Origin of the sequence: Actinoplanes sp. NBRC 101535, assembly GCF_030269225.1 — a bacterium.
Lineage (GTDB): Bacteria > Actinomycetota > Actinomycetes > Mycobacteriales > Micromonosporaceae > Actinoplanes > Actinoplanes rectilineatus.
Window position 1 is genome coordinate 620,836 of the sequence record NZ_BSSY01000002.1, and the last position, 25,041, is coordinate 645,876.

Here is a 25,041-nt window from a genome sequence, read left to right on the forward strand (position 1 = left end):
TGCCGCCGGAGCGTACAAAGATCTACAGTCGAGCTTTCCTGGCAGGAGAAACGGCGCTGATGGAGACCCGGCTCGACCAGCTGCGCGGCCCCGCGCGGGCCAAACGGCACAACGCGCGCACCATCGCCGCGCTCACCGGCAACCCCGGCTGCGACCGCCGGGCCGTGCTCGACGCCGCCGGAGTCGACAAGCTCAAACTCGCCGAACGGATCGGCTTCCCCGGCGAGTTCGGCCAGTCCCGGTTCGCGCTGTCCCGCGGCAACGCGTTCGAGGCGATGCTCAAGGCCGACGACTGCGAACTGCTGCGCTCGGTGCTGCAGGCCGACGCCGGACTCGGCTACTCCGACCTGGGCGCCGACTCCGACGACACGCTCAGCTCCCGGCACCGGCGCACCGTCGCTCTGCTCGCCTCGGCGCGCGCCGCGCTGATCGACCACCCGCTGCTCACCCTCGAGGTGGCCGGCCAGACCGTCTACCTCGAGCCGGACCTGATCGCGTACGCGAACCGCGGCCGCCTCCAGGTCGTCGAGATCAAGTCGTTCGCGATCGTCGACGGCCAGGCCGAGAGCGCCAAGGTCTCGGCCGCCGCCGTGCAGGCCGCCGTCTACGTGCTCGCCCTGCGCGACCTGCTGGAACGCCTCGGCCAGGACCCGTCCCTGGTCAGCCACGAGGTGGTGCTGGTCTGCCCGGAGAACTTCTCGCTGCGCCCGGCCGCGGTCGTCCTCGACATCCGCAAACAGCTGTCCACCCTGCGCCGCCAGCTGTCCCGGCTCGCCTCGGTCGGCGAACTGGCCGCCGCGCTCCCGGACGGCGTCACCTTCGACCTGACCCTCGAACCGGAGCAGCTGACCGGCGCGCTCGGTCACATCGCCGCCCGTTACGCCCCGGAGTGCCTCTCCGCCTGCGAACTCTCCGTGTACTGCCGGGACGAGTCGTCCGGCAGCACCGCCGCGCTCGGCCGCTCGGTGCGGGAATCACTGGGCGGCATCGAGACCGTCGGCGAGGTGCTCGCCCTGGCCGACGGCAGTCGCGAGCCGACCGAGGAGCAGAGCGAGGCCGCCGCCCTCCTGCGCACCGCGCTGCGGTTGCGGTCCGAGGCGCTTTCTTGAGTACGCTCACCGCGCTCGCCCGGGCCCAGGCCGCCGCCACCGGCCACGCCCAGCCGATCGCGACCGTACGCCACCTGCACCTGCACGACCATCCGATGGTCCTGATCCCGCTCGCGATGGCCGGCGAGGCGAATGCGCCGCTGGCCGCCCTGGCCGGCACCGATCCGGAGAAGCCGCGCCTGCTGGTGGTGACGAACCCGCGCAACCGCGACGACCGGTTCGCCTTCGCCGCCGAACTGGCCGAGGTGCTGGTCCCGTACGCCGAATCGTTCACCACCGACACCGAGGCGGTCCCGGTGGACCGGGGCAAGGACGTCCGGCACCGGTACACCGACGCCCCGCAGATCTGGGTGCCGAACCCGGGCGGCGTCGACTTCCTGCGCCTGTTCGGGCGTTCCACCCGGTTCCGCAGCGTCGACGGTGACAACCCGGTCCCGCCGGCCGTGCCGCTGCTCGGCCGCTGGCTCACCTTCTTCGCCGCCACCGCCGAGGTGCCCGGCTCGTCGCTGCTGCTCACCGCGGTGCAGGCGCTCGGCCTGCACTGGGCCACCGGCCAGAGCAGCGCCGAGGACGCCCAGCTCGGGGCGCAGCTCGCCTGGATCGAGGAGGGCGCGGCCGCGGCCCGCGAGGCGGAGAAGGGCCCGGTCGCCGGGCCCGCCACCGACCCGGACTTCGACAACCGGGTGCTCGCCCCGCTCTTCGAACGCGGGGACCCGGCCCTGCCCGAGGTGCTGCGCGAGCTGCTGACCCCGACCTGGGACCGGATGTGGCGGGTGTTCGGCCGGCTGCGGGACCTGCCGGTCGGCGACCGGGTGGCATCGCGCTGGGACTCCGACCGGGACGCCTTCACCGCCTTCGCGCAGACGCTCGCCGAGGGCGGCCCGCCGCAGCCCCGCCGGGACGGGGCGGTGGCGGCCGCGGCCCGGTTGCAACGCCTGGAGAACGCGGCCTCTCGATACTCGGTCCAGCGTGCCTTCGACGATCCGCTGGTGCTGGCCGAGTACCGCCTGGCCGGCGCGGCCTTCGCCGGGGTGGTGACGCTGGCCGCCCCGGACCGGATCGACGACAGCGGCAGACGGCCGGTGCTGCGCCCGCGGATCATGGTGCAGACGGCGGAGGAGGTCCGGGTCGAGCCGGGCACGTCGTTGACGTCACCGGCCCGGCCGTCGCAGAAGGCCCGGGTGGTGTCGGTGACGCGGGTGCCCGGCGGGTACGACGTGCTCCTGGAACTGTCCGGCGGGATGGGCCGCAAGCTGGTGGCCGAGCCGGGCAGCGTGCCGGCGGCGGGCGAGCGGCTGATGCTGACGACGCTGAGCGAGGCGTACCGGCCGGGCGGCGCGTTCCCGGACCCGACCGAGACGCCGTGGACCCACGGGGGCCCACCCGAGCCGTACGTCCCGCCTGAGATCTTGTCAGTTGAGGCGGACCAGCAGTAGGGCGATGTCGTCGTAGTGGCGTGGCGCGGTCTCCAGCAGGCGGGCGCACAGCTCGTCCCCGGAATACGCCGCGTTGGCCCGTAACACCCCCGCCAGCCGCCGGACACTCTCGTCGATGAGCAGGTCCTTCGACTCGATCAGCCCGTCGGTGTAGAGCACCAGCGTCGACCCGGGCGGCACCGTCCGCCGGTTGGTCGTCCGCGGTCCCAGCGGCGGCAGCCCGAGCAGCGGCTCCGGCGGCACCCACCACACCTGCACCGAACCGTCCGGCAACAGCAGCAGCGGCGGCGGGTGTCCCGCGTTGGCGAACGTCACCGCGTAGCCGCCGGGGGCCGGCCGGACCCGGGCCAGCACCGCGGTCGCCGACGCCGGCACCGCCAGCCCGTGCAGCGTGTGGTCGAGGGCGGTGAGCACCGCTCCCGGCTCCTCGTCCCGCCCGTACGCGTCTCCGCGGACCAGGTTGCGCAGCTGCCCCATGGTGGCCGCCGCCTTGATGTCGTGCCCGGAGACGTCGCCGACGGCCACCACCGCGCCGCCGTCCGGCTGGGCGAACGCGTCGTACCAGTCGCCGCCGACCGCCGCGCCGTCCTGGGCCGGCTGGTAGCGGGCGTGCAGGTCGATGCCCGGGATCTCCGGCAGGTCGGTGAGCAGGCTGCGCTGCAGCACCTCGGCCATGTGCCGCTGCTCGCGGTAGAGGCGGCTGTTCTCCACCGCCAGCCCGGCCCGGCGGCCGATCTCGGCAGCGGTCTGCGCCTGCGCCGCGGTGAACGGCTCCCGGTCCGGCCGGTTGACCAGCAGCACCGCCCCGAGGACCCGGCGCCGCACCGACGAGGTGATCGGCACGATCATCGACGGTCCGAACCCTGCGCGGGTGGTGATCGCGGTCAGTTCGGCGTCGAGGATGCGGCTGCGGACCTCGGCCGCGCCGTCCGTGGTGCGGAACAGGCTGCCGCTGCGGCGGACCGCGAGCAGCATCGAGCGCAGGTCCTCACGGGTGGCGGTGAGCAGGCCGGCGATCCGGTCCATGTCGTCGGCGTGCCCGGGGTCGTGGTGGGCCGCGGAGACCCGGGCCGGTTCGCCGAATTCGTCGGCGATCGCGACCACGCACCAGTCGGCCAGCCGGGCGGTGACGATCCGGCCGAGCCGCCGCATCGCCTCGCTCACGTCCATGGTGGCGGCCAGCGACTCGGTCACCTCGGCGAGGAGTTCCATCTGCTGCTGTGCGGACTCGGCGGTGCGGCGGGCCTCGTCGGCGGCCACCCGGGCGATGCGCAGGCAGACCTCCGACGAGCAGACCTCGGCCAGTTCGCTGAGCAGCGCGATCTCGCTGGGTGTCCAGATCCGGGGTTCGGTGTCGACGGCGCAGAGCGCTCCGACGATCAGCCCGTCCGGGTCGGTGATCGGGGCCCCCGCGTACGCGATCGCGTTCAGCTCGTCGATCGCCGGGTTGTCCCGCATCCGCGGGTCGGCGCGGACGTCCGGCACGGCCAGCATCCGGCCGGCGATCACCACGTGGCGGCTGAACGAGTGGGTCAGCGGCATCTCGCGGACGGTCCCCAGCGGATCGGGCATGCCGACGTGGCCGGCGAGATATTGTCTATCTGCGTCGACCAGGCAGATCGCACCCATCGGGGCGTCGACGAGCTTGTTCACCAGCATCGACAGCCGGTCGAAGGCGGGGTCCGGTGCCGGACCGCCGATGATCCGGCGCACCGATCGCAGGCGTGGTGGGTCGGCCAGCACGCTCTGCCCGGTGTCCTCGATAACGTCCCGTTGCAGCACTGTCGCCCTCCGGCCGGTCGCCCGCCAGGTTACCGGCGGGAGACGAGCGGATGCCCCTCCAGCGGCGGCCCGAACGACCCGAACGCTCCGCCGAACGGCCCATCGGGGCCCCTCAGCTGGGGGTCGTCCCGGTCTGGCTGATCCCCATCAGGGCAGACTTATGTCACAGCCGGTGCAGGCGTCGATCTTGCCCACTTTTGCTACTTTCCGCGCAGGCTGTGGATCGTCGTCTCACGCCGCGTGATCGAACGGCGACCGCCGTCCCGCGGTCAGCCCGGAGCGGATGGTCGCCCGGGTCTCGGCGGCCCCGAGCCCCGCGCGCCGGGCCGCCGACGTCAGCTCCCGCCGGACCGTCCCCTCGTCGAGCAGGCCCGCCCCGACCAGCCGCCCGAGCGAGAACGCCGCCCGGTTCAGGGTGTCGTTGCGGGTGCCGGGAACCGCGCCGGCCACCCGGTCGCTCTCCGCCTCCAGGGCTGCCCCGGCGTAGCGGCCGGGATGGGTGACCGTCCGCTCGGGTCCGGCCGCCGGCGGCCCGGCGATCAGCTCGCGGAGCGCGTCCGGGGCCGGCGGCATGAACGCCTCGGGTGGCCGGAGCCAGGTGTAGTCGGCGCCGGTCACGTGCCGTGACGGCGGGGCCAGGACGTATCCACCGGCGCCCCGCCAGTCGAGGCCGGGCAGGAGACCGACGCGGTTCCCGTACCCCGTGGGGTGGAACCAGAGGTGGCGCCCGCCGCGCCCGGTCCGCACCTGGGGTCCGGGCGGGATCGCGGCGTGCAGCAGGCGGTGCAGGCCGTGCCAGCCCTCGGCCGAGTCGACGTCGGCCACGTCCATCACCACGCCGGTGCGCAGGCCGACGTTGGCCCGGGGCCAGCGTGCCCACCAGACGTGGATCTGCCACGGGTCGGTGGAGGCCTCGCTCAAGCCGTGCCGGAGCAGCGGGTGCTTGCCGGGGCTGTCGCAGCGGGCGCCCCGGCCGCAGGAGCAGCGGCCGGCGCGGTCAGGCGTGTGCACCGGCAGGACGGGGATGCCGTGCCGGGCGTACGCGAGGGCTGCTCTCAGCGACATTAGAACAACCGTACGATAAATTCACCGCCGATGCAGGTGCGCCAGCATCGCCTGGTTCGCCTCCCAGCCGTCCGGGAACTTCACCGGCACGCCCAGATGCACCGGCTCGGTCGACGGATGCGCGTCGAGCAGTTCGGCGATGCCCTCCCGGGCCACCACCACGCAACCGTGCCGGTGCCGGGAGGTGAGCACGCAGAGCCGGCCGGACTCCAGGTGGAAGGCGGTTGCGTCACGCCGTCCGGAGAGCGGGTGCAGCACCACGGTCAGGTCGTACTCCCGGCCCTGCAGCCGGTTCGCGGTGTCCACCGTGACGCCGGCCGCCTCCGGGGGCAGCAGGGCGCGGATCGTCGCCACCTGGTCGCGGTGCGCGGCGCCGATCGCGATCCGGTCCGCCGTCAGCGGGCCGGTGCCGGACTCCGAGGTGGCGACGCCCTCGCGGGTCAGGGCACGGCCGGCCAGCGCCGCACAGGCGGCCGCGGCCTCGGCGTCCGTGCGTACCGTGAAACGCCCGGGAAGTTCGTGGAATCCCCAGCCGGACGCCGCCGCGGCGTCCAGCGCCTCGTCGAGCCCGTCCGACGCGGTCCGGCCGAAGGTCAGCACACGGTCGCCCGGACCGGTGCCGGACCGGAACCCGGTGAAGGGATAGAAGGCCTCGGCCACCACCGGTGCCGCCGAGGCGGGCAGTCGCCAGGAGACCGGCAGGCGGTGCACCGGCAGGTCGGGGTTGTGCCGCAGCAGCACCGCCACCGCGCTCTGCATCGGATCCCAGGAGAGCCCGGTCCACCGGTCCACCTCGACGGTGGAGAACGGGTCGAGCTGGCCGGGGTCGCCGACGAAGAGCGCCCGCCGGAACCGGGGCGCCACGCGCAGCAGGGCGTCCGACCGCATCTGGTACGCCTCGTCCACGATCGCCCACGGCCAGGTGCCCTCGGTGACCGTGGCCCATTTGGCGGCCGTGCCGATGGTGACCGCCGGGGATCCCAGATCGGCGACCTTGGGCGCGACCCGGCAGGCCGGATGGGCACGCACCCGTTCCGAGGACGCGTAGTCCACCGCGGAGAGCCGGCCGACCGTGACCTGCGGCGATCGCGTGCCCAGGCGGTCGATCAGGTCGTCCACCTGCTCGTTCGTCTGCGCCACGATCATCAGGGGTGCGCCGGTCGCGGCGAGCTCGCCGGCCGCCCGCACGACCAGGGTCGACTTGCCGGCACCGGGCGGGGAGTCGACGACCACGCCGCGGTGATCGCCGGAGAGGAGGTCGGCGAGAACCGCCGCGATGACGGTGGCCGCCTCGTGCGACGGGCTGACGACTGGGTCGGAACTCACCTCGGCAACGGTAACGCCCGGCACCTCCGGTGGGTACGCTCCCACCCGTTATGGATCATCATGAATGGACCTGGCCGGCGGTCCACCTGTCCGCGCTGCGGCTCGGGCGGCGGCTGGGTGTCCGCGTGCCCGCCTCCCAGCCGCACCGGTGGTCCTTCGTGCAGATCGTCCCCAGCACCGGCCCCGCCGACGAGGATGCGATCCGGGCCGGGCGGGCCCGCAGCGACGACGCCCGCAGCTTTCGCGTGACGCACTGGGAGTTCGAATCGGATCGCCTGGAGGGATACGACCACGGAATCGGCGCGGTCCGGTTGCGGCGTGCCGAGGCCGCCGATGAGGGTGAACTTCTCGCCGTTCTCCGGGAATGGCGTCTGCCGCCTTCCGAATTCCGCTATTCGTGGGACACCGTCGATCCGGACTGACGATTCCCGTCGCCATTTCCGCAGGGCCGGGAAAAGGCCTGCCTGCGCCTCGGCCTGCCCGATCGCTGTTTTCCCTGGTTGGGGGCCACATTTTGTCCCTGCGGGGACAGTCGGGCTGTCCGCCCGCCCGGGGCGGATTTCCCGGGTCTGTCCGAATGGTGCGCCGGGGTGACCGGTGAGTGAGGGCGGTGATGAGACGTGACAGTGAGCTGAACCGGTTCCGTGGCGTTGTCCCGGCTTCCGGGTCCGTGAAACACGTCCGAACCGGATCGAGGTTCTCGGGTGCCGTGCGGTGTGACCTGCTCGGGCCGGAGGGCGCCGGCGCGCCGGCGGGTGATCTTCCGGATGGCGGGAGCCTGAGTGAACTGACGGGAATCCGACACTTGCACTGTCGTGAGCCATGCAGTGATCATGTGGCCCCGCGGGGCCCCGGGGTGAAGTCGATCGAGATGCAAGTCCCCGGCGTGCGCCGGAACCGATTTCGGGAGTCGCCGGACGTCGCCGGCACTCGTCGCGCAAATGATCAACACGTCCGCCGCGGCGCAGGTGGCACCCGCTTTGATCACGTCCCGTGAAATGATGTTCGCATCCCTGTCACTCCTCGGAAATAACTCTCGGCTTCACTATCGAGTACGGGTGAAAAGCGAAACCGGCTTGCAACTTGCGCATGCGGTTCGCTGCGCAAGTTGCAGGTTTCGCAGCCGCCCGCCCGGATGCTCCATCGTCGTGGCTAACCGATGAGCAGCGTGCGCGATTTCATTCATGACTGTTTTTATGATCTCGTTGCGAGCCTCTTCCAGTCGATCATCGGAAGTGCAACTCTTCTAGCCAGCAGTGACGTCAGAAACACGGACGGTGGTGGTGGGGAATGCGCCCAGACGTTCTCGTCGGTCCGAGTGAATGGCTGATCGAGCAGTTCGGTGACAAGATCGCCGACGAGCTGTGGACCCGGGTGCCGGAGGCACTCAGCACCGCGATCGACCGCGAGGTTCACGCCCACCCGGCCATGACCCAGACCGTGGAGCGTGTCCTGGCAAACCCGCGATGGGCGCTGCCCTACGAGGAACTCGTCCTGTTCCTCGGCACCCTTCCGGGAGCGGAGATCATCAGTGTGCCGAAGTCGGTCTATCAGCTCGTCCTGATCAACGGCCATGTCGTGGTCCCGTGGTGCTACGGACAGTCCGCTCGGATCTCGATGCGTGACGCCGAGGTCGGACGCTCCTTCGGGCGTCTCGCCCGCGAGTTGTTACGCCGGTTCGGCCCGTCCTGGCGGCGTTCGCCGGTCGAGTCGCCGCTCCCGCTCGACGCGGTCGACGAACGCGATGTCGCCAAGATCTGCGCGGCCATCGCCCAGATCGCGCCCCGGCCCGAGGTGGTCATCGCGGGCTACGCCGGGGCGCCCCACCTGGGTCTGCTCCGCGCCTGCATCGGCGAGATCAAGTCGACCGACAACGGCACCCTCAACTGGAGTCACCTCGACGACCTGCCGCTGCCGCCGCCGGTGATCCCGCGCCCGCGGCGCATGCAGTTCCCCTGAGCGGGGAAGGGTTCCTCCGGCTCGCACGATCCGGATCGGAGGAACCCGTGGCTGTCTCGTACGTGGTGACCGGCGGAGGCCGGGGCATCGGCCGTGCCGTCGTCGAACGCCTCGCCCGCCCGCACCCGGACCCGGGCGGTGCCGACGGCGACGTCGTGGCGGTCATCGAGACCGATCCGGCGGCGCTCGACTGGCTCGACGGTCATCCGGCCGCCGGCCGTCTCGTCCCGGTGGTCGGTGACGCCGCCGACCCCGAGGTGGCCGACCGGGCCGCCGCGGCGGCAGCCGCCGTGGCGCCCCTGCGCGGCTGGGTCAACAACGCCGCGATCTTCCGGGACGCGAGCCTGCATGATGACCCGGCCGCGGTCGCCGCGCTGATCGACGCCAACCTGGCCCCGGTGCTGACCGGCTGCGCCACAGCCGTGCGCCACCTCCGCGGCGGCGGCGCGATCGTCAACATCTCGTCGCACCAGGCACAGCGCCCGGTCCGGGGCGCGCTCGCCTACGCCACCGCCAAGGCGGCGATCGAGGGACTGACCCGCGCGCTCGCCGTCGACTACGGACCCTCCGGGGTACGCGTCAACGCCCTGTCCCTCGGCTCGATCGCCACCGCACGCTCGGACGCGTACCGCGCGGCGCTCCCGCCGGACGGCCGCGACCGGTTCGACTCCGAGATCCGGCTGCTCCAGCCGCTCGGCCGGATGGGCCGCACCGACGAGGTCGCCGAAGTGGTCGCGTTCCTGCTCTCCGGGGCCGCGGGTTTCGTGAACGGCGCGGTCGTCCCGGTCGACGGCGGGCGGTCGGCGACCGGGCGGGACCCGGAGGAGGCTCAGCCGGCCGGCTGGTGAGGCGTCATCAGGTAGGCGGTGTCGTATCAGGTAGGCGGTGTCATCAAGTAGGCGGTGTCATCAAGTAGGCGGTGTCATCAAGTAGGCGGTGGAGAACGGCTCGCGGCGGGCGCGCATGTCCGCGTACGCCGCGACCAGGAACGGCGTGAACAGCACCCCGCCGAGCGCGTAGACGATGCCGTCGCCGAACGCGATCGCCACCGTCGCGGCCAGGTCCGGCAGGGCGGCCTGGAGGATCGCGGTGATGACCGTGTAGACCAGGCCGAACGCCAGCCCGATGCCACCGAGGGTGGCGATCCGGGCCAGGGCGGCGCCGAAGTCGGCGTGGAACAGCTGGAACGAGCGGCCGATCCCGGCACCCCGCTCGACGGTGATCACCACGGGCAGCACGGCGAGGGCGGCGCCGACGTAGAGGACGGGGAAGAAGCAGAGCAGGGCCGCCACGAGGTAGATCGGGATGGCCAGCAGACCCCAGCCGAGCATCGCCGGGGCCCGGCGCAGGCCGGTGCGGACCGCCGACGCCAGGGTCACCGGCTGACCGGTGGCGGCGAGGACCACCATCCGGGCGGCGGCCACCGTGACGACCATGTAGATCAGCGCGGAGATCAGGGCCACGACGAGCACCAGGCCGAGGGCGATCAGGAACGGTCCCATCTCCACCGTCGCGGAGTCGACAGCGCCGAATCCCCGCTCGGCGGCGGCCTGCTGTTCCTCGGCCCGCCGCTGGGCCGGGATCATCATGGCCACCGTGGGCACGGCGACGATCACGTGCAGGATCAGCGACGGTTTCCAGGTCTGCCGCAGCAGGTGCAGACCGCGCTGCCACCAGCCGTTGTAGTCCGGGCTGACCAGCGGATCGTTGGGCATGGCGTAGAACGACGGCGGCACCGCGGGTGGTTGAGCCGGCCAGTAGTGCCCGTTACCGTCCAACTCCACCCATCCCTGATTCACGAGGTCCCCAGATACATCGATACAAGATCAGCGCGCGTCACCCTATCGGCTCGGGCATCGACACGCCGCCCGGTGAAACAGGCCGGTCCGCACCGTTACGGGATCGACGTCAGGTCCTAGACTCCTGGAGATGTCGGAGCAGCGGGAATCGCCCACGACGATCCGGGATCGGGCCGTCGCGGTTGCCGATTACCTGCTCGCGGTCCGTGCACAGACCGACCGTCCGGCTCGTACCGTACCGTTCGACGCCCACTGGCTGGGAGACCTTCCGGAGCACCCGGACTGCCGGATCGGCCCGGGCGGGGACGACGCGTCCTGGTTGCGGGCCGGCCGTCCCGATCCGGTGGCGCCCGGCGCCGATCAGATCCGCGAACTGCACCGGCGGCTCTTCGACCGGATGCACCAGCTGGACATGGCCGCCGCCACCACCGAACTGGTCTGGGGCCACGGCCTGCTCGAGGCCGAGATCGACGGGGTCGCGATCCGTTACCCGCTGGTCGCCACGCCTGTCCTGATCGAGTACGACGCCGACCGCACCCTGATCACGGTCTCCCCGGCCGGCCCGTCCCGCCTGCAGGCCGACGCCCTGACCGGTCTGGACGAGCGTTACCTGAGCCAGCTCGTCGCGCTGACCGGCCCGGGCGGCGCGGTCGAGGCAGATCTGTGGAGCGACCTGGAGCGGCGCGAGTTCTTCGAGCGGGCACTGACCCGGATGGGTCTCGACCGGGTCGTCCTGGCGCCGGGGGAGACGGCCAAGGGCGTTCCGGCGTTCGTCCGCGACACGTCGGTGCTGTTCGCCCGTCCCCGCCAGCGCCAGTTGCGCGGTTTCCTGGAGAACCTGCGCGACCGGCTGGCCGGCGACGTGGGCGCGGTCGGTGCGCTGGCCGCGGTGGTCGCGCACGAGCCGAGCCGGCTGCGGATGCCGGACGACCGTCCGGAGACCTGGGACCGGGTCGGCGAGCGTCTGCTGATGCCGCTGCCCACCAACGAGGCGCAGGAGTCGATCGCCCGCCGTCTCGCGCATCACCGCAACGTCGCCGTGCAGGGCCCGCCCGGCACCGGCAAGACGCACACGATCCGCAACCTCATCTGCCATCTGATGGCCAACGGCAAGCGGGTGCTGGTGGTCGCGCAGAAGGAGGAGCCGCTGCGGGTGCTCCGCGACGGTCTGCCCGAGGAGGTCCGGCCGCTGTGCCTGGCGGTGCTCGGGCGGACCACCGATCAGCTGATGCAGCTGCAGCTGGCGGCCCGTGAGCTGTCCGACCGCGCGGCCACGCTGGACGCCGACGCCGAGACGCGCCGGGTGGACCGGTTGACCCGTGCGATCGAGGAGGCGGAACGCGAACTGGCCGCCGCACTGGCGGGACTGCGGATGATCGCCGAGAGCGAGGCGGTCACGTACCAGATAGGTGGTATCGCTCTTCTCCCCGCCGAGGTCGGCGCCTGGCTGCGGGAGCGCGCCGCGGCACACGGTGGCATCCCGGACCCGGTCACCGGACCGCCGCCGCTGACCATCGAGGATTTCGCGACGCTGCTCAAGCTGGCCGCCCGGCTGCGGCCGGAGGACCGGGTGGCCGCGATGCGGCCGATGCCGGAGATCTTCGATCTGCCGGACGCCGCCACCGCCACCGCGCAGCGGGAGAGGATCACCCGGATCTCCGCGGACCTCGCACGCTGGGCGGACCAGGGCATCGATCTTTCGAGGGTACGCGGTGAGCACCGCGACGGGATCGCGGATCTGCTCGCCGACCTGCGGGAGGCCCTGGCCTGGGTACGCCGTCGCGAGGGCACCTGGACCGACCGGCTGGGCCGGCTGCTCGACGACCCGCACTGGCGCACCATGTGGAACGACCACGTCACCGCGACCGAGGCGCTGTACGCGGAGCTGACCGAACTGACCCGGACGGTGAGCGGGCACGGCATCGTCGCGCCGGAGCACCTGCTCACCGAGCCGAAACTGCTGCTCGGCCGGCTCGCGGAGATCCGTCAGCGGTTCGCCGCGGGACGCGGCCTGAACCGGTTGCTGCAGGCGGGCCTGCACCGCGTCGCCGACGAGATCCGGGTGGACCGCGAACCGTTGCGCACACCCGAGGACGTCGACCTGGCCGTCGCCGCGGTCCGCCGCTCGCAGGCCCGGCACCGCCTCGGTGAGCTCTGGCTGGAGTGGGTGGACCGGCTGTCCGTGCCGGAACCCGCATCCGGCTGGGGCGACCCGGAGATCTGGGCCGGTGGGCTGCTCGCCGAGGCCCGCCAGTCGCTCGACTTCGACCTGAACCGCTGGCCGCCGCTGGCCGCCCGGGTCGCGGTGCTGGCCCCGCAGCGGGAGCTGTCCTTCGAGCCCGCGGCGCTGGCCGCGATCACCGAGATGCTGGAGGGTGTCGCCGGGGTCTTCGACCGGGAACACCTGGAGGCGGTGCAGCAGGCGGTGGCCGCCCGGGTGGCGTCCTGGCCGGCGCTGGCCGAGGCCTGGCAGGAGCTGGACGGCTGGGACGAGGCGGTCGGCGAGGTGCGCCGGCTTGTCCTGCTGCAGCCGGACGTGATGCGGTTCCATGCGGCGTACGACCGGCTGGCCCCGGTCGCGCCGGAGTGGGCGGCGGCGATCGCCGGTGGTGAGCATCCGGTGGTCTCCGGCCAGGCGTGCCTGGAGGCCTGGGAGTGGCGGCGGGCGCAGACCTGGTTCGATCACGTGGTCGGCGAGGTCGACCCGGCGGTGCTGGCCCGGCGGGTGGAGCGGGCCCGGACCCGGATCCGGCGGCTGACCGGCGAACTGGTCGTGGCCTCGTCGTGGCTGGAGGTGGCCCGGGCACTCGACGACCGGCGCCGCGCCGCGCTTGCCGACTGGACCACCGCCCTCCGCAAGATCGGCAAGGGCACCGGCCGGGGCGCGGCGGCCTGGCAGGCGCACGCCCAGCGGGCGATGGAGTCGGCGGTGACCGCGGTGCCGGTCTGGGTCATGTCGGTGGACCGGGCGATCGAGCAGTTCGCCGCCGGCGCCCGGTTCGACGTGGTGATCGTCGACGAGGCGTCCCAGGCCGACCTGTTCGCGCTGCCGGTGCTCACCCTCGCCGAACGGGCCGTGGTGGTCGGCGACGACCAGCAGATCGGCCCGCAGCTCGGGTTCGTCGGGTCGGTCACCCCGCTGATCCAGCGGCACCTGACCGGTGTCCCGTCCGCGGAGCACTTCGACCCGGAGTCGTCGCTGTACGACCACGCCGTCCGCCGGTCCCCGGAACGGATCCTGCTCACCGAGCACTTCCGCAGCGTGCCGCAGATCGTGGAGTTCTCCTCCCGGCACTACTACGACGGCAAGATCATGCCGTTGCGGGCGGACCGGCCGGCGCTGCCCCCGATCCGGACGGTCTTCTGCGAGAACGGGGTGCGTCGGCCGGTCCCCGGGTTCGGCGACGTCAACACCGACGAGGCGGACGCCCTGGTCGAGCAGGTCACCAAGATCGTCGCCGATCCGCGGTACGACGGGAAGAGCCTCGGCGTGATCAGCCTGCTGAGCAGCAGCGGGCAGGCGAACTACCTGCTCGACCGGCTGCGTGACACGATCGGCGAGGACGAGATCCAGGCCCGGCGGCTGCGGGTGGGTGACGCGTACACGTTCCAGGGCGACGAGCGGGACGTGGTGCTGATCTCGATGGTGGTGTCCGGGAAGGATCAGCGGATCGCCGCGTTCACCAAGCGCGACTACCACCGGCGGATCAACGTGGCGGCGTCCCGGGCCCGGGACCAGCTGTGGATCTTCCACTCGGTGCGGCCGGGATCGCTGGCCGCCGACGACGCCCGGGGGCTGCTGCTGGCGTACGCGTCGGACCTGCCCGCCGAGGCGATGCCGGCCGACCCGGCGCTGCTCTGCGAGAGCGACGTCGAACGGGCCGTCCTGCGGATGCTGATCGATCGGGGTTTCCGTCCGGTTCCGCAGTTCCGGATCGGTGGTTACCGGATCGACTTCATGCTGAACGCGCCGGACGGCCGGCGGCTGGCGATCGAGTGCGACACCGATGCGGCCGGGCCGGACCAGTGGGAGAGTGACAGCCGCCGGCAGTCGGTGCTGGAGCGGGTCGGCAACTGCGTGTTCGTCCGGATCCGGGGCAGTGTCTTCGCCCGGGAGCCCGCGGCGGCGATGCGGCCGGTGTGGCAGCGGATCGCTGAGCTGGAGATCACTCCGGTCGGCGGGGATCTCGACGGGGACCTCGCCGGGGATTCCGACGGGAACCTCGGTGAGGACTGATTGCGTTCGCTTCCTTACGCGCCGTGCATGCGCTTCAGGGGATTCGGGTAGGGAATTGCGGAAGGTTCCATAGTAAATACACGTAGTGACAGCCTGTCATCGAAACGAGGGCGGCATTTCGACGGAAATGTAGGGCAACGAGGTCATCCGTTCGGTTGTTTCGCTGCTCTGGATGGGCGATAATTCCCAGCTCATGGCCTTGCCTGCGGAAACGTCAAAACTTTGACGCCTACGTCCACTGTTACTGCGGCCCGGTGACGGGTCGTAATAGGTGAGGGGTCTTGGGTGGCAAAGGGGAGCGGTCGTGCGCAAGGGGGGAGGTGACGTCGGATGACGGTGCCCAAAAAACGGAGACGGGCCACGCCGGCGAAACCGGCCACCCTGCCGGAGCCGCGCCAGCCCGCCGATCTCGCCGATCTCGCCGGTGTTGCCGGGGTCGGCTCGGCCGATCTCGCCGGTGTTGCCGGGACCGGCGCGGCCGATCTCGCGGCGGCTGACTCGGCCGATCTCGCCGGGGCCGGCTCGGCCGATATCGCCGAGGCCGACCCGGGTGAGCGGGACGCCTGGTTCACCTACGCGGCGACCGACGACACGATCGTCTGGTCCGCCGAACTGTCCGCGATGCTCGGCCGCCCGCCGGCCGAGAAGACGATGACCCGCCAGCTGCTCGCCCGGTACGTGCACCGCGACGACCACGCCAAGGCGCTCGGCGCCATCACCGACGTCTGGACCAGCCAGGACGCCGTACGCACCACGGTCCGGCTGATGCGCGCCGACGGTGGCTGGTTCGACGTCGACTGCCGGCTCGACCCGGTGAAGAGCCCGGACGGGACGGTCCGCGGCATCCGCGGCACGGTGTTCGACGTGTCCGACCGTGAACGGGCCCGCCGCGAACACACCCGCCTCACCCGCCGCGGCGAGACCGTGCAGGTGTCGCTGGTCGAGTCCGACCCGGCGACCGGCCTGCTCACCCGGGAGCGGTTCGCCGACGAGGTGGACCGGGCGCTGCGCGGTGCTGGTGGCGCCCTGCTGGTGGTCCGGGTCCAGTCCTCCTCCGGCGCCGCCTCTTCCTCCGAAGCCGCCGTTTCCTCCTCCGGGGCCGTCGTCTCTTCCTCTGAAGTCGGCGCCTCCGACGTCGCTTCCTCCGGAGCCGTCGCTTCCTCCGGAGCCGTCGCCTCCGACGCCGCTGTCTCTGATGCCGCCTCTTCCGGTATCGCTGAGGTGTCGCGTCCCTCCGGCGTCGCCGACATGTCGCGGCTGGAACGCAACGCCGCCCTGCTGCGCCGCGCGGCCCGGCTGCTGGAGGGCAAGGTCAGCCCGGAACACCTGCTCGGCCGGGTCGGCCCCAACGAGATCGCGGTGCTGCTCGCCGGCGCCGGCTGGCCGGCCGCCAAGGAGTACGCGCAGGTCCTGATGGAGGTCCTCGAGGAGCAGACCGAGGCCCGTTGCTGGGGCGGCCTGGTCCGCTTCGAACGCGACGCCGAAGCCGGCAGCCACGGCCTGTTGATCGACGCCGAGCAGGCCTGGCGGCAGTCCCGGGAGACCGGCCGCCCACTGACCCGGATCGCCCACCCGGTCCCGGTCCGTGACCGGCAGGGCTCCTACCGCACCCGGGTCGCCGACGCCCTCGGTACCGACCGGTTCACCCTCTGGTCGCAGCCGATCCTGGAACTGCAGACCAACCGGGTCACCCGGCACGAACTCCTGCTGCGGGTGCTCGACGAGAGCGACGGGCCGCAGTCGCCGACCCAGGTGCTGGACGCCGCCGAACGGCTGGACGCCGTCTACGACATCGACCTCTGGGTGGTGGAGCGGGCCATGCGGCTCGCCGCCGAACAGCCCGGCCTGTGCCTGCAGATCAACCTCTCCGGCCGCTCGGTCGGCGACCCGCGGCTCACCGCCGAGGTGGAGAAGCTGCTGCAGCGTTACCAGGTCAATCCGGAACAGCTCACCTTCGAGATCACCGAGACCGCGCTGATCGGCAACCTGAGCGAGGCCCGCCGGTTCGCCGACCGGATCCGCGATCTGGGCTGCGGCCTGGCGCTCGACGACTTCGGCTCGGGCTACGCGTCGTTCCGCTACCTGCGCCTCTTCCCGATCGACCTCGTCAAGATCGACGGCGAGTACGTCGTCGACCTGGTCGCCAACCCGCAGGACCAGGTCCTGGTCCGGGCCCTGGTGCAGGTCTGCCAGGCGTACGGCATCCATACCGTGGCCGAGTTCGTCCAGGATGAGCCGACCTTGCGGATGCTGCGCGAACTCGGTGTCGACTATGTCCAGGGATATCTCATCGGGCGCCCGTCCCCGGTGCTGCCGGACCGGTTGCAAAGCCCCTGACGTGGGTAACGTCCGCGGTATGGAGCACTTCACGATTGCCACCGTCGCGGAGCAGAACCCCGACTTCCGACGCGTCCTGTGGACCGGTAAGCACACCCAACTCGTGATCATGACGATCCCGCCGGGCGGTGAGATCGGCGAGGAGGTCCACGAGGTGGACCAGATCCTCACCTTCGTCAGCGGCGTCGGCACCGCGACCGTCTCCGGCGCCAAGCGCAAGGTCGCCCAGGGTGACCTGGTCGTCGTCCCGGCCGGGCACAAGCACAACTTCGTCAACGACGGGCCGAACCCGCTGGTCCTCTACACGATCTACGGCCCGCCGGAGCACGCCGACGGCGCGGTGCACAAGACGAAGGAGGCCGGCGACGCGGCCGAGGAGGCCGGCAAGGACGAGCCGCCGTCGCAGTGACGGCGCTCCCCGTCGCGGAGCCGGTTCCTGCTATGGCGGAGCCGGTTCCTGCCATGGCGGGGCCGGTTCCTGTCACGGCGGGGAAGCCCTTTGTCACGACGCCGGAACCGGCCGAGGCCCCCCAGCCAGCCGGTTCCGGCGCCGTGTCGGGGTGAAAGTCCCCGCACAGCGTACCCGCCTACTTCCACGTAAGTCGATCGATGCGAGGGCTGGACGGCCCGTTCGCGTCGATTCCGCGGGCCGCCACTAACCTTCCATCATGGACGAACCGCGCTGGTTGACCGAGGAGCAGCAACACGCCTGGCGGCAGGTCGTCGAGGTGCTCGTCAAGGTGCCGGCCGCCCTGGAGGCGCAACTGCAGCGCGACGCCGGTCTCACACACGTGGCTTACCTGGTGCTGATGACGTTGTCCGAGCAGCCGGATCGTCGACTCCCGATGAGTAAACTCGCGAAACGGGCCAGTTCCTCGCTGTCCCGTCTCTCGCACGTCGCGGCCCGCCTCGAGGAGCGCGGCTGGGTCCGCCGCGAGCGCGACCCGGAGGACGGCCGTGTGCAGATCGCGGTGCTCACCGACGACGGCTGGGCCAAGGTGGTGGCCGCCGCACCCGGGCACGCCGAGGCCGTTCAGCAGCTGGTCTTCGACCGTCTCACCGGGACGCAGGTCCGGCAGCTGACCAAGGTCGCCGAGGCGCTCCTCGAAACGCCGCTCGAGGTCCGTCCGCGCGTCTGAGACCGTCGAGGTCCGTCCGCGCGTCTGAGACCGTCGAGGTCCGTCCGCGTTTGAGACCGTCGAGGTCCGTTCGCGCGCCGGAGAATGTCGTACCCCGGTGGTTGGGTGTTCCCATGTACACCGAAGGGCCTTCCTCGCTGCCGCACGTGGTCGCCTGGCGCAGCGTGACACCGCAGTCCGGTGGCGTCCGGCGGATCCTGCCGGACGGCTGCCTCGATCTGATCTGGCACGAGGGGGCCGTCTTCGTGGCCGGCCCGGACACCACCGCCCAGCTCGCCGGCCCAGCGCCGGGCGACCGGTTCGCCGCCCTGCGGTTCGGGGCCGGCACCGGTCCGGGCGTGCTCGGCGTCCCGGCCTCCGAGCTGGTCGACCGCCGGGTCCCGTTGGAGGGCATCTGGCCGGCGGCCGAGGTTCGCCGGGTCGCCGAGTCCGACGATCCGGCGTCCGCGCTGGAGTCCGCGGCTGCCCGCCGGTTCCAGCCGCCGGACCGGGCGATGGTGGCACTCGCCGACGGCGCCCGGTCCGCGCTGCCGGTGACCGAGATCGCCGACGGCAGTGGACTCAGCGAACGGCAGTTGCGCCGTCGCAGCGTCACCTCGTTCGGCTACCCGCCCAAGACCCTGCACCGGATCTTCCGGATGCGGCGTGCGGTCGCGCTGGCCCGTGCCGGCCGGGCGTTCGCCGAGGTGGCAGCCGAGACGGGCTACGCCGACCAGCCCCACCTCGCCCGCGAGGTGCGGGCGCTGGCCGGCGTGCCACTGGGCGAGCTGGTCGGCACCCGCCCCGCCCCGACCCCAGCCTGACCAGATGCCACGGCGTCGTGCCGGCCGGGTGCTGTGCTCCGGCCGTACACCATGGCGTTGATCGGTGCCGGGTGGTTGCTGGTCGGGTCGGCGGGGCGGCGTGCACTGAGCGGTCAAGCAGACGGGGGTGGTTTGCCGTGAAGAGGTCAGGCGGGCGGGGCGGCGTGCACTGAGCCGGTCAGGCGGGCGGGGCGGTGTGTGGGTGAGATGGTCAGGCGGGCAGGGTGGCGTAGAGGTCGACGCCGTTGCCGTCCGGGTCGAGTACGACGGCGTAACGCTGTCCCCACGGCGCGTCCCACGGCTTCCGTTCGCTGGTGTGCCCGGCTTCGATCAGGCGGCGATGGGTCTCGTCCACCTCGGCCGGGCTCCCGCACTCGAAGGCCAGGCTGATCCGGGCGCCGTGCGGCCCCGGTGGGGTGAACCCCGGGTCGAAGGACGCGAGTGTGGCGTGGGTGTCCCACATGAGACGGACGCCACCGCTGAGAGTGATCTCGGTGTGCGGGGCATCGTCGGCACCGTCCTCGAACTTCAGGCCGAGGAGACGGTAAAAGCCCAGCGAGGTGGCCATGTCGGCGACGGACAGGCCGAAGGCGTTGAGAACAGTGGTCATGCACCGGACGCTACGGCTCGTGAGGTCCGGTGTCTTGAACAAATCGGACCTCGGCCGGATCGCGGGTGTTTCCCCGCGGTGATGGCGGGGGGTAGTCTCTTGGCTCCGACGCGTACATATCGACAAGAAGGCACAGGTGCGATGAGCTTGCGCATTCTCGTGGTGGGCGCCGGCACGGCCGGTCTGGCGGCGGCCCGGGGGCTGCGTATCGCCGGGTTCCGGCCGGAGGTGGTGGAGGCTCTGCCCGCCACCACGGTTCCGGGCGCCGGCATCTATCTCCCGGGCAACGCCGCACGGGCGTTGCGCCTGCTCGGGCTGGATGTCCCGCTGCGCCCGCTCGGTGACCTCATCTTCCGCCAGGTCTTCCTCGACATGCGCGGCCGGCAACTGTTCGAGATGGACGTCGCGGCGCTGTGGGCCGGGGTCGGCGAGTCTCGGGTGCTGTCCCGCGGTGATCTGCAGCAGGTGCTGCTCACGGGGGTCGGCGGCGAGGTCCGCTACGACACCGAGGTGACCGGCCTGGAGATCGTCGAGGGTGCCGCCAAGGTCGAGTTCGGCACCGGCGTCGTGGGGGAGTATGACCTCGTCGTCGGCGCCGACGGCCGCCGGTCCACGATCCGGTCCTTCGCGGGACTGGGTGGCCCGGCCGTCCCGACGGGTCAGATCGTCTACCGCGCGGTCGTCACCGGCGGCCCGCCGCTGACGGACTGGACCGCGGTCCTCGGCCGGCGTTCGTCGTTCGTCGCGATGCCGATGGGTGGTCGCAAGCTCTACTGCTATGCCGACGAGACCGCGCCGGAGAGTCCCGACCCGCAGGATCCGGTCGACCGTCTGCGTGACCTCTTCTCCGGTTACGGAGGTCCCGTTCCGGCCATCCTCGAGAAGATCGAGAAGGTGCAGGTGGCGCGGACCGACGAGGTGCTGCTGCCGTCCTGGTCGACCGGTCCGGTGGTGCTGGTCGGTGACGCGGCGCACGCGACCGCGCCGACGTTGGCGCAGGGTGCGGCCATGTCCTTCGAGGACGGTTGGGTGCTCGGCCAGGAGCTTCGCAACGCCAAGGACGACATCCCGTCGGCGTTGCGGGCGTTCGAGGATCGACGGCGTCCCCGGTGCAACGAGGTCCGCGATCGGACCCGGGAACGCGATCGGACCCGGGACGTTCCGCCGTCGTTGCGTGACCCCATGTTGCGGCGCCGTGGCCTCCGCATCTTCACCGATCACTATCGGGAACTCGTCACCGGAGTCTGACGGGACGGACCCTCCACGGAGGTCCTTGGGTCACCCCGCGCAGGCCGAAGGTCGGTGGAGGACTATTCTGCCAGCGGAGTACGCCTGATCTTCGGTGTTCGGTCGAGGGGCGTACGGCTCTAGGGACGAACGAGAACAACGGAGGCAATTCGTGACGACCGTTGCGCCGTCGCCGATCGCGACCAGACCCTATCCGGTGCGACGGCAGGTCAAGGGTTCGGCATTCGCCCGGATCCTGCGCACGACGGATGCGAAGCAGATCGGGATCATGTACATGATCACGGCCTTCGTGTTCTACATGCTGGGCGGCCTGATGGCCCTGCTCATGCGTGCGGAGCTGGCCCGGCCGGGCATGCAGCTCCTCTCCGCGGAGCAGTACAACCAGCTGTTCACCATGCACGGCACGATCATGCTGCTGTTCTTCGCGACACCGATCGTGTTCGCATTCGGCAACTACCTGGTGCCGATCCAGATCGGCGCGCCGGACGTGTCGTTCCCCCGGCTGAACGCCTTCGCCTACTGGCTCTACCTCTTCGGTGGTCTGATCACCATCGGTGGTTTCGCCACCCCGGGTGGTGCGGCCGACTTCGGCTGGTTCGCGTACACGCCGCTCAGCAACAGCCTGCACTCGCCGGGTATCGGCGGAAACATGTGGGTGGTCGGCCTGGCCCTCTCCGGTCTCGGCACGATCCTCGGCTCGGTCAACCTGATCACCACGATCCTGACCCTGCGCGCGCCTGGCATGACGATGTTCCGGATGCCGATCTTCACCTGGAACATGCTGGTCACCGCGCTGCTGGCGATCCTGATCTTCCCGTTCCTGGCCGCCGCGCTGTTCGCGCTGGCCGCGGACCGGGTGCTCGGCGCGCACGTGTTCGACGTGGAGACCGGCGGGCCGATGCTGTGGCAGCACCTGTTCTGGTTCTTCGGGCACCCCGAGGTGTACATCATCGCGCTGCCGTTCTTCGGCATCATCACCGAGGTCATCCCGGTGTTCAGCCGCAAGCCGGTCTTCGGCTACAAGGGCCTGGTCGCCGCGACCCTGCTGATCGGCGCGCTGTCGATGTCGGTGTGGGCGCACCACATGTTCGCCACCGGCCAGGTGCTGCTGCCGTTCTTCAGCTTCCTGAGCTTCATGATCGCGGTACCGACCGGCATGAAGTTCTTCGTCTGGATCGGCACCATGTGGCGCGGCCAGATCAGCTTCGAGTCGCCGATGCTCTTCGCGGTCGGCTTCCTGGTGACGTTTCTCTTCGGTGGTCTCTCCGGCGTGCTGCTCGCGGCCCCGCCGATCGACTTCCACGTCTCCGACTCGTACTTCGTGATCGCGCACTTCCACTACGTGCTCTTCGGCACGATCGTGTTCGCGGTGTTCGCCGGCATCTACTTCTGGTTCCCGAAGATGTACGGCCGGATGCTCGACGAGCGTCTTGCGAAGATCCACTTCTGGCTGACCTTCCTCGGCTTCCACGGCACCTTCCTGGTGCAGCACTGGCTCGGCACCAAGGGCATGCCCCGGCGGTACGTCGACTACCTGCCCGCGGACGGCTTCACCTTCCTGAACACGTTCTCGACGATCGGCTCGTTCGTCCTCGGACTCTCGACGCTGCCGTTCATCTACAACGTGTGGAAGTCGTACAAGGTCGGCAAGGTGACCACCGCCGACGACCCGTGGGGCCACGGCAACTCGCTCGAGTGGGCGACCACCACGCCGCCGCCGCTGCGCAACTTCGACCACATGCCGCGGATCCGGTCCGAGCGTCCCGCGTTCGACCTGAAGTTCCCGGAGCTGGCCGCCGGCCACTCGCTCGCCGGCCCGCCGGAAGGCGGCGCCCGGCCGCTGACCAGCGAGTCCGACGGTGGAGCGACCTACACCGAAGACGTCGACAGCAACCGCTGACGCTCGTCACCGACTGACCGGACCGGCCCGCGAACCCCTCACCGGGGATCGCGGGCCGGTCCGTTTCTGTTCACCCACGTACTCCTCTCCTGTTCCTTCTCGCCCGGCTCACCAGGGCCGTTTTCGGCGCGGCACGTGAGCTGTGTCAAACCCGGTGGTTTCTGTCTCACCCTTCCGGCAGGATCGGCGGGGAGGTCAGGATCGTCATGTTGCTCACGCCTTACCGGGAAACACTCTCGCTGCCCAAGATCCGCTCGTTGCTGGTGGTCGCCACCCTCGCCCGGGTGCCGATCGCGGCCGCCGCGGTGGTGCTCACCCTGCACGTCGTCACCGACCTCCTGCCGAACAACTACGCCGCGGCCGGCCTGGTCGGCGCGTCGGCCACCCTCGGCGGCTCGTTCGGCGCGCCGGTGATGGGCCGGCTGATCGACCGGATCGGCCTGCGCCCGGTCCTCGTCCTCACCACCGTCGCCGAGGTCGCCTACTGGCTGGTCGCCCAGGCGCTGCCCTACTGGGCTCTGCTGCCGGTGGCGGCGATCGGCGGTTTCCTGGCGCTGCCCGCGTTCTCGGTGGCCCGGCAGTCGATCGCGGCCCTCACGCCCGAGTCGCACCGGCTGCCCGCGTTCGCCCTCGACTCGATGACCACCGAGCTGTCCTTCATGGCCGGTCCGGCCCTCGGCGTGCTGATCGCCACCACCGCCGGTTCCCGCGTCGCGATGCTCTGCCTGGCCGCCGGCATCCTGCTCTCCGGCATCGGCCTGTGGCTGCTCAACCCGCCGATCCGGGGCGCCCACGAGGAGACGGTCGACGCCGGTGGCCGGGTGCCACGCAGCAGTTGGCTCAAGCCCCGGTTCGTCGCCGTCCTGGCGGTCACCATGGCCGCCACGCTGGTCCTCTCCGGCACCGACGTGGCCGTGGTGGCGGTGCTGCGCGACTCCGGTCAGGTCGAGTGGACCGGCCTGGTGCTGTCGCTGTGGGCGTTCTTCTCCCTGCTGGGCGGTTTCGCGTACGGGACGGTGAAGCGCGGCCTGCCCGCCCTGGCCCTGTTCGTCCCGATGGCGGTGCTGACCATCCCGATCGGCCTCGGCGGGGACCACTGGTGGTTGCTCGCCCTGCTGATCGCCCCGGCGGGTGCCCTGTGCGCGCCGACCATCACGGCCAGTTCCGACGCGATCAGCCGGATGATCCCGGCTTCGGCCCGCGGCGAGGCGATGGGCCTGCACAACTCGGCCCTGACCGTCGGCGTGGCGATGGGCGGCCCGCTGGCCGGCGTGGCCATCGACCGGATCGGCCCGGAGTGGGGTTTCGTGGCCGTCGGCGCGGTCGGTGTCCTGGTCGCCCTGGTGGTCCTCCCCACCGAACTGCGCCGTCGCAGCGCGGACCGGTCCGAGGCACTGCTCGCGGAGCCGCTCCCCGGCGAGCCCGCGGTGGCGGTCCTGCCCACCCCGCAGTCCCCGGCAGTCAGCAAGACCGACTGACGCCGCGGTCCGGCCGGCATCAGGTCGGCTGGATCCGGCCCGCTCAGCCGGTCTCTGACGTCGCCGAGGCCGGCTGACCCGGCGAGCACCCTCCCGGCCGTCGTCCGGGGCTGTCACAGCCCGCTCGGACAGTCCGGAGCAGCCGTCACCTGCCGTGACCCGACCAGCCGTCGCTCAGGGTTGCCTCCCGGCCTGCGCAGCAGCCTTGAGCAACGGCCTGCGGCGTCAGACGCCCAGGACGGGAGCCCCGGTGGTGGCGATCGCGGCGGCCTTGAACTGCTCCAGGGCGGCCTCGGTCGTCGTGTGCGCCACCCCTGCGGTCAGTTCCAGCACCACGGTGGTCGCGAATCCGGCCGTCGACGCGTCGAGTGCGGTAGCGCGTACACAATGATCGGTGGCGATGCCCACGACCTCGACGTCGGTGACTCCCCTGGCCTGCAACCAGGCGGCGAGGGTTTCGCCGGACTCGCTCCGGCCCTCGAAACCCGAGTACGCCGCCGCGTATTCGCCCTTGTGGAATACCTCTTCGATCCGGTCGGTCACCAGTTCGGGGTGGAAGTCGGCGCCGCTGGAACCGACCACGCAGTGCACCGGCCAGGTGTCCACGAAGTCGGGGTGGTCGCTGAAGTGGGTGCCCGGGTCGATGTGCCAGTCCTTGGTGGCCACCACGTGGTCCCAGCGGTCGCCGGCCTTGGCCAGGACCAGGGAGATGCCCTTGGCGACGGCGGCGCCCCCGGCGACGGGCAGGGAACCGCCCTCGCAGAAGTCGTTCTGGACGTCGACGATGATCAGCGCGCGTGGCACGGGAACCCC

The 25,041-nt window shown here is 71.4% G+C and carries 19 protein-coding genes; 13 read left to right on the forward strand and 6 right to left on the reverse strand.

All coding sequences use genetic code 11. The annotated features are described in order from the left end of the window. The first annotated feature begins 59 nt into the window (after positions 1 to 59). Both QSK32_RS07900 and QSK32_RS07905 read left to right on the forward strand, forming a co-directional pair. Positions 60 to 1,109 carry a hypothetical protein gene (locus QSK32_RS07900; RefSeq protein WP_045743241.1) on the forward strand — a complete coding sequence of 350 codons (1,050 nt, stop codon included), beginning with the start codon at positions 60 to 62 and terminating at the stop codon, positions 1,107 to 1,109. After that, complete coding sequence (locus QSK32_RS07905) at positions 1,106 to 2,545, forward strand: hypothetical protein (RefSeq protein WP_045743240.1); 1,440 nt, start codon at positions 1,106 to 1,108, stop codon at positions 2,543 to 2,545. The genes QSK32_RS07900 and QSK32_RS07905 overlap by 4 nt, the downstream gene beginning before the upstream one ends. Here QSK32_RS07905 and QSK32_RS07910 read toward each other — a convergent pair. The 3 genes from QSK32_RS07910 to QSK32_RS07920 all read right to left on the reverse strand — a co-directional run bounded on the left by QSK32_RS07910 (position 2,522) and on the right by QSK32_RS07920 (position 6,718). After that, entirely contained in the window at positions 2,522 to 4,327 is a 1,806-nt protein-coding gene (locus QSK32_RS07910; protein WP_045743239.1) for a GAF domain-containing SpoIIE family protein phosphatase, read from the reverse strand. The genes QSK32_RS07905 and QSK32_RS07910 overlap by 24 nt on opposite strands. A gap of 231 nt (positions 4,328 to 4,558) precedes the next feature. Then, positions 4,559 to 5,392, reverse strand: a complete 834-nt coding sequence (locus QSK32_RS07915) for a bifunctional DNA primase/polymerase (RefSeq protein ID WP_285471544.1) — start codon at positions 5,390 to 5,392, stop codon at positions 4,559 to 4,561. Between the two features lie 21 nt (positions 5,393 to 5,413). Beyond that, the gene (locus QSK32_RS07920) at positions 5,414 to 6,718 is read right to left on the reverse strand and encodes an AAA family ATPase (protein WP_285471545.1); all 1,305 of its coding nucleotides are present in this window, start codon (positions 6,716 to 6,718) and stop codon (positions 5,414 to 5,416) included. A gap of 50 nt (positions 6,719 to 6,768) precedes the next feature. On the opposite strand from QSK32_RS07920, the gene QSK32_RS07925 reads away from it, so the two are divergent. The 3 genes from QSK32_RS07925 (at position 6,769) to QSK32_RS07935 (ending at position 9,525) form a co-directional block, all read left to right on the forward strand. After that, positions 6,769 to 7,140, forward strand: a complete 372-nt coding sequence (locus QSK32_RS07925) for a hypothetical protein (RefSeq protein WP_052720534.1) — start codon at positions 6,769 to 6,771, stop codon at positions 7,138 to 7,140. 868 nt (positions 7,141 to 8,008) lie between these two features. Then, entirely contained in the window at positions 8,009 to 8,677 is a 669-nt protein-coding gene (locus QSK32_RS07930; protein WP_045743237.1) for a hypothetical protein, read from the forward strand. Between the two features lie 47 nt (positions 8,678 to 8,724). Next, the gene (locus QSK32_RS07935; RefSeq protein WP_285471546.1) at positions 8,725 to 9,525 is read left to right on the forward strand and encodes an SDR family NAD(P)-dependent oxidoreductase; all 801 of its coding nucleotides are present in this window, start codon (positions 8,725 to 8,727) and stop codon (positions 9,523 to 9,525) included. A gap of 60 nt (positions 9,526 to 9,585) precedes the next feature. Here QSK32_RS07935 and QSK32_RS07940 read toward each other — a convergent pair whose 3' ends face one another. Then, on the reverse strand, positions 9,586 to 10,476 hold the full coding sequence (locus tag QSK32_RS07940; protein ID WP_045743235.1) for a hypothetical protein: 891 nt from the start codon (positions 10,474 to 10,476) through the stop codon (positions 9,586 to 9,588). 130 nt (positions 10,477 to 10,606) lie between these two features. Here QSK32_RS07940 and QSK32_RS07945 point away from each other — a divergent pair, with 130 nt between their 5' ends. From QSK32_RS07945 to QSK32_RS07965, 5 genes are all read left to right on the forward strand, one after another. Next, complete coding sequence (locus QSK32_RS07945) at positions 10,607 to 14,713, forward strand: PDDEXK-like endonuclease domain-containing protein (protein ID WP_083449092.1); 4,107 nt, start codon at positions 10,607 to 10,609, stop codon at positions 14,711 to 14,713. Positions 14,714 to 15,043: 330 nt separating this feature from the next. Beyond that, positions 15,044 to 17,050, forward strand: coding sequence for a sensor domain-containing phosphodiesterase (locus tag QSK32_RS07950; protein WP_045743234.1), 2,007 nt, complete (start codon positions 15,044 to 15,046; stop codon positions 17,048 to 17,050). Positions 17,051 to 17,069: 19 nt separating this feature from the next. Continuing rightward, complete coding sequence (locus QSK32_RS07955) at positions 17,070 to 17,459, forward strand: cupin domain-containing protein (RefSeq protein WP_045743233.1); 390 nt, start codon at positions 17,070 to 17,072, stop codon at positions 17,457 to 17,459. Positions 17,460 to 17,718: 259 nt separating this feature from the next. Further along, positions 17,719 to 18,189 carry a MarR family winged helix-turn-helix transcriptional regulator gene (locus QSK32_RS07960; RefSeq protein ID WP_045743232.1) on the forward strand — a complete coding sequence of 157 codons (471 nt, stop codon included), beginning with the start codon at positions 17,719 to 17,721 and terminating at the stop codon, positions 18,187 to 18,189. A 113-nt stretch (positions 18,190 to 18,302) separates the two neighbouring features. Continuing rightward, positions 18,303 to 18,992, forward strand: a complete 690-nt coding sequence (locus QSK32_RS07965; protein ID WP_285471547.1) for a helix-turn-helix domain-containing protein — start codon at positions 18,303 to 18,305, stop codon at positions 18,990 to 18,992. 211 nt (positions 18,993 to 19,203) lie between these two features. Here QSK32_RS07965 and QSK32_RS07970 read toward each other — a convergent pair whose 3' ends face one another. After that, positions 19,204 to 19,602 carry a VOC family protein gene (locus QSK32_RS07970; RefSeq protein WP_045743305.1) on the reverse strand — a complete coding sequence of 133 codons (399 nt, stop codon included), beginning with the start codon at positions 19,600 to 19,602 and terminating at the stop codon, positions 19,204 to 19,206. Between the two features lie 141 nt (positions 19,603 to 19,743). Here QSK32_RS07970 and QSK32_RS07975 point away from each other — a divergent pair, with 141 nt between their 5' ends. The 3 genes from QSK32_RS07975 to QSK32_RS07985 all read left to right on the forward strand — a co-directional run bounded on the left by QSK32_RS07975 (position 19,744) and on the right by QSK32_RS07985 (position 24,228). Further along, complete coding sequence (locus QSK32_RS07975; protein WP_285471548.1) at positions 19,744 to 20,850, forward strand: FAD-dependent monooxygenase; 1,107 nt, start codon at positions 19,744 to 19,746, stop codon at positions 20,848 to 20,850. A 151-nt stretch (positions 20,851 to 21,001) separates the two neighbouring features. After that, complete coding sequence (ctaD, locus tag QSK32_RS07980; RefSeq protein WP_285471549.1) at positions 21,002 to 22,750, forward strand: aa3-type cytochrome oxidase subunit I; 1,749 nt, start codon at positions 21,002 to 21,004, stop codon at positions 22,748 to 22,750. A gap of 182 nt (positions 22,751 to 22,932) precedes the next feature. Then, on the forward strand, positions 22,933 to 24,228 hold the full coding sequence (locus QSK32_RS07985) for an MFS transporter (protein ID WP_157411607.1): 1,296 nt from the start codon (positions 22,933 to 22,935) through the stop codon (positions 24,226 to 24,228). 225 nt (positions 24,229 to 24,453) lie between these two features. Here the strand turns inward: QSK32_RS07985 and QSK32_RS07990 are convergent, their stop codons facing one another. Next, a complete protein-coding gene (locus tag QSK32_RS07990; RefSeq protein WP_045748264.1) occupies positions 24,454 to 25,032 on the reverse strand; it encodes an isochorismatase family protein in 579 nt (192 codons plus the stop codon). Positions 25,033 to 25,041: the final 9 nt, after the last annotated feature.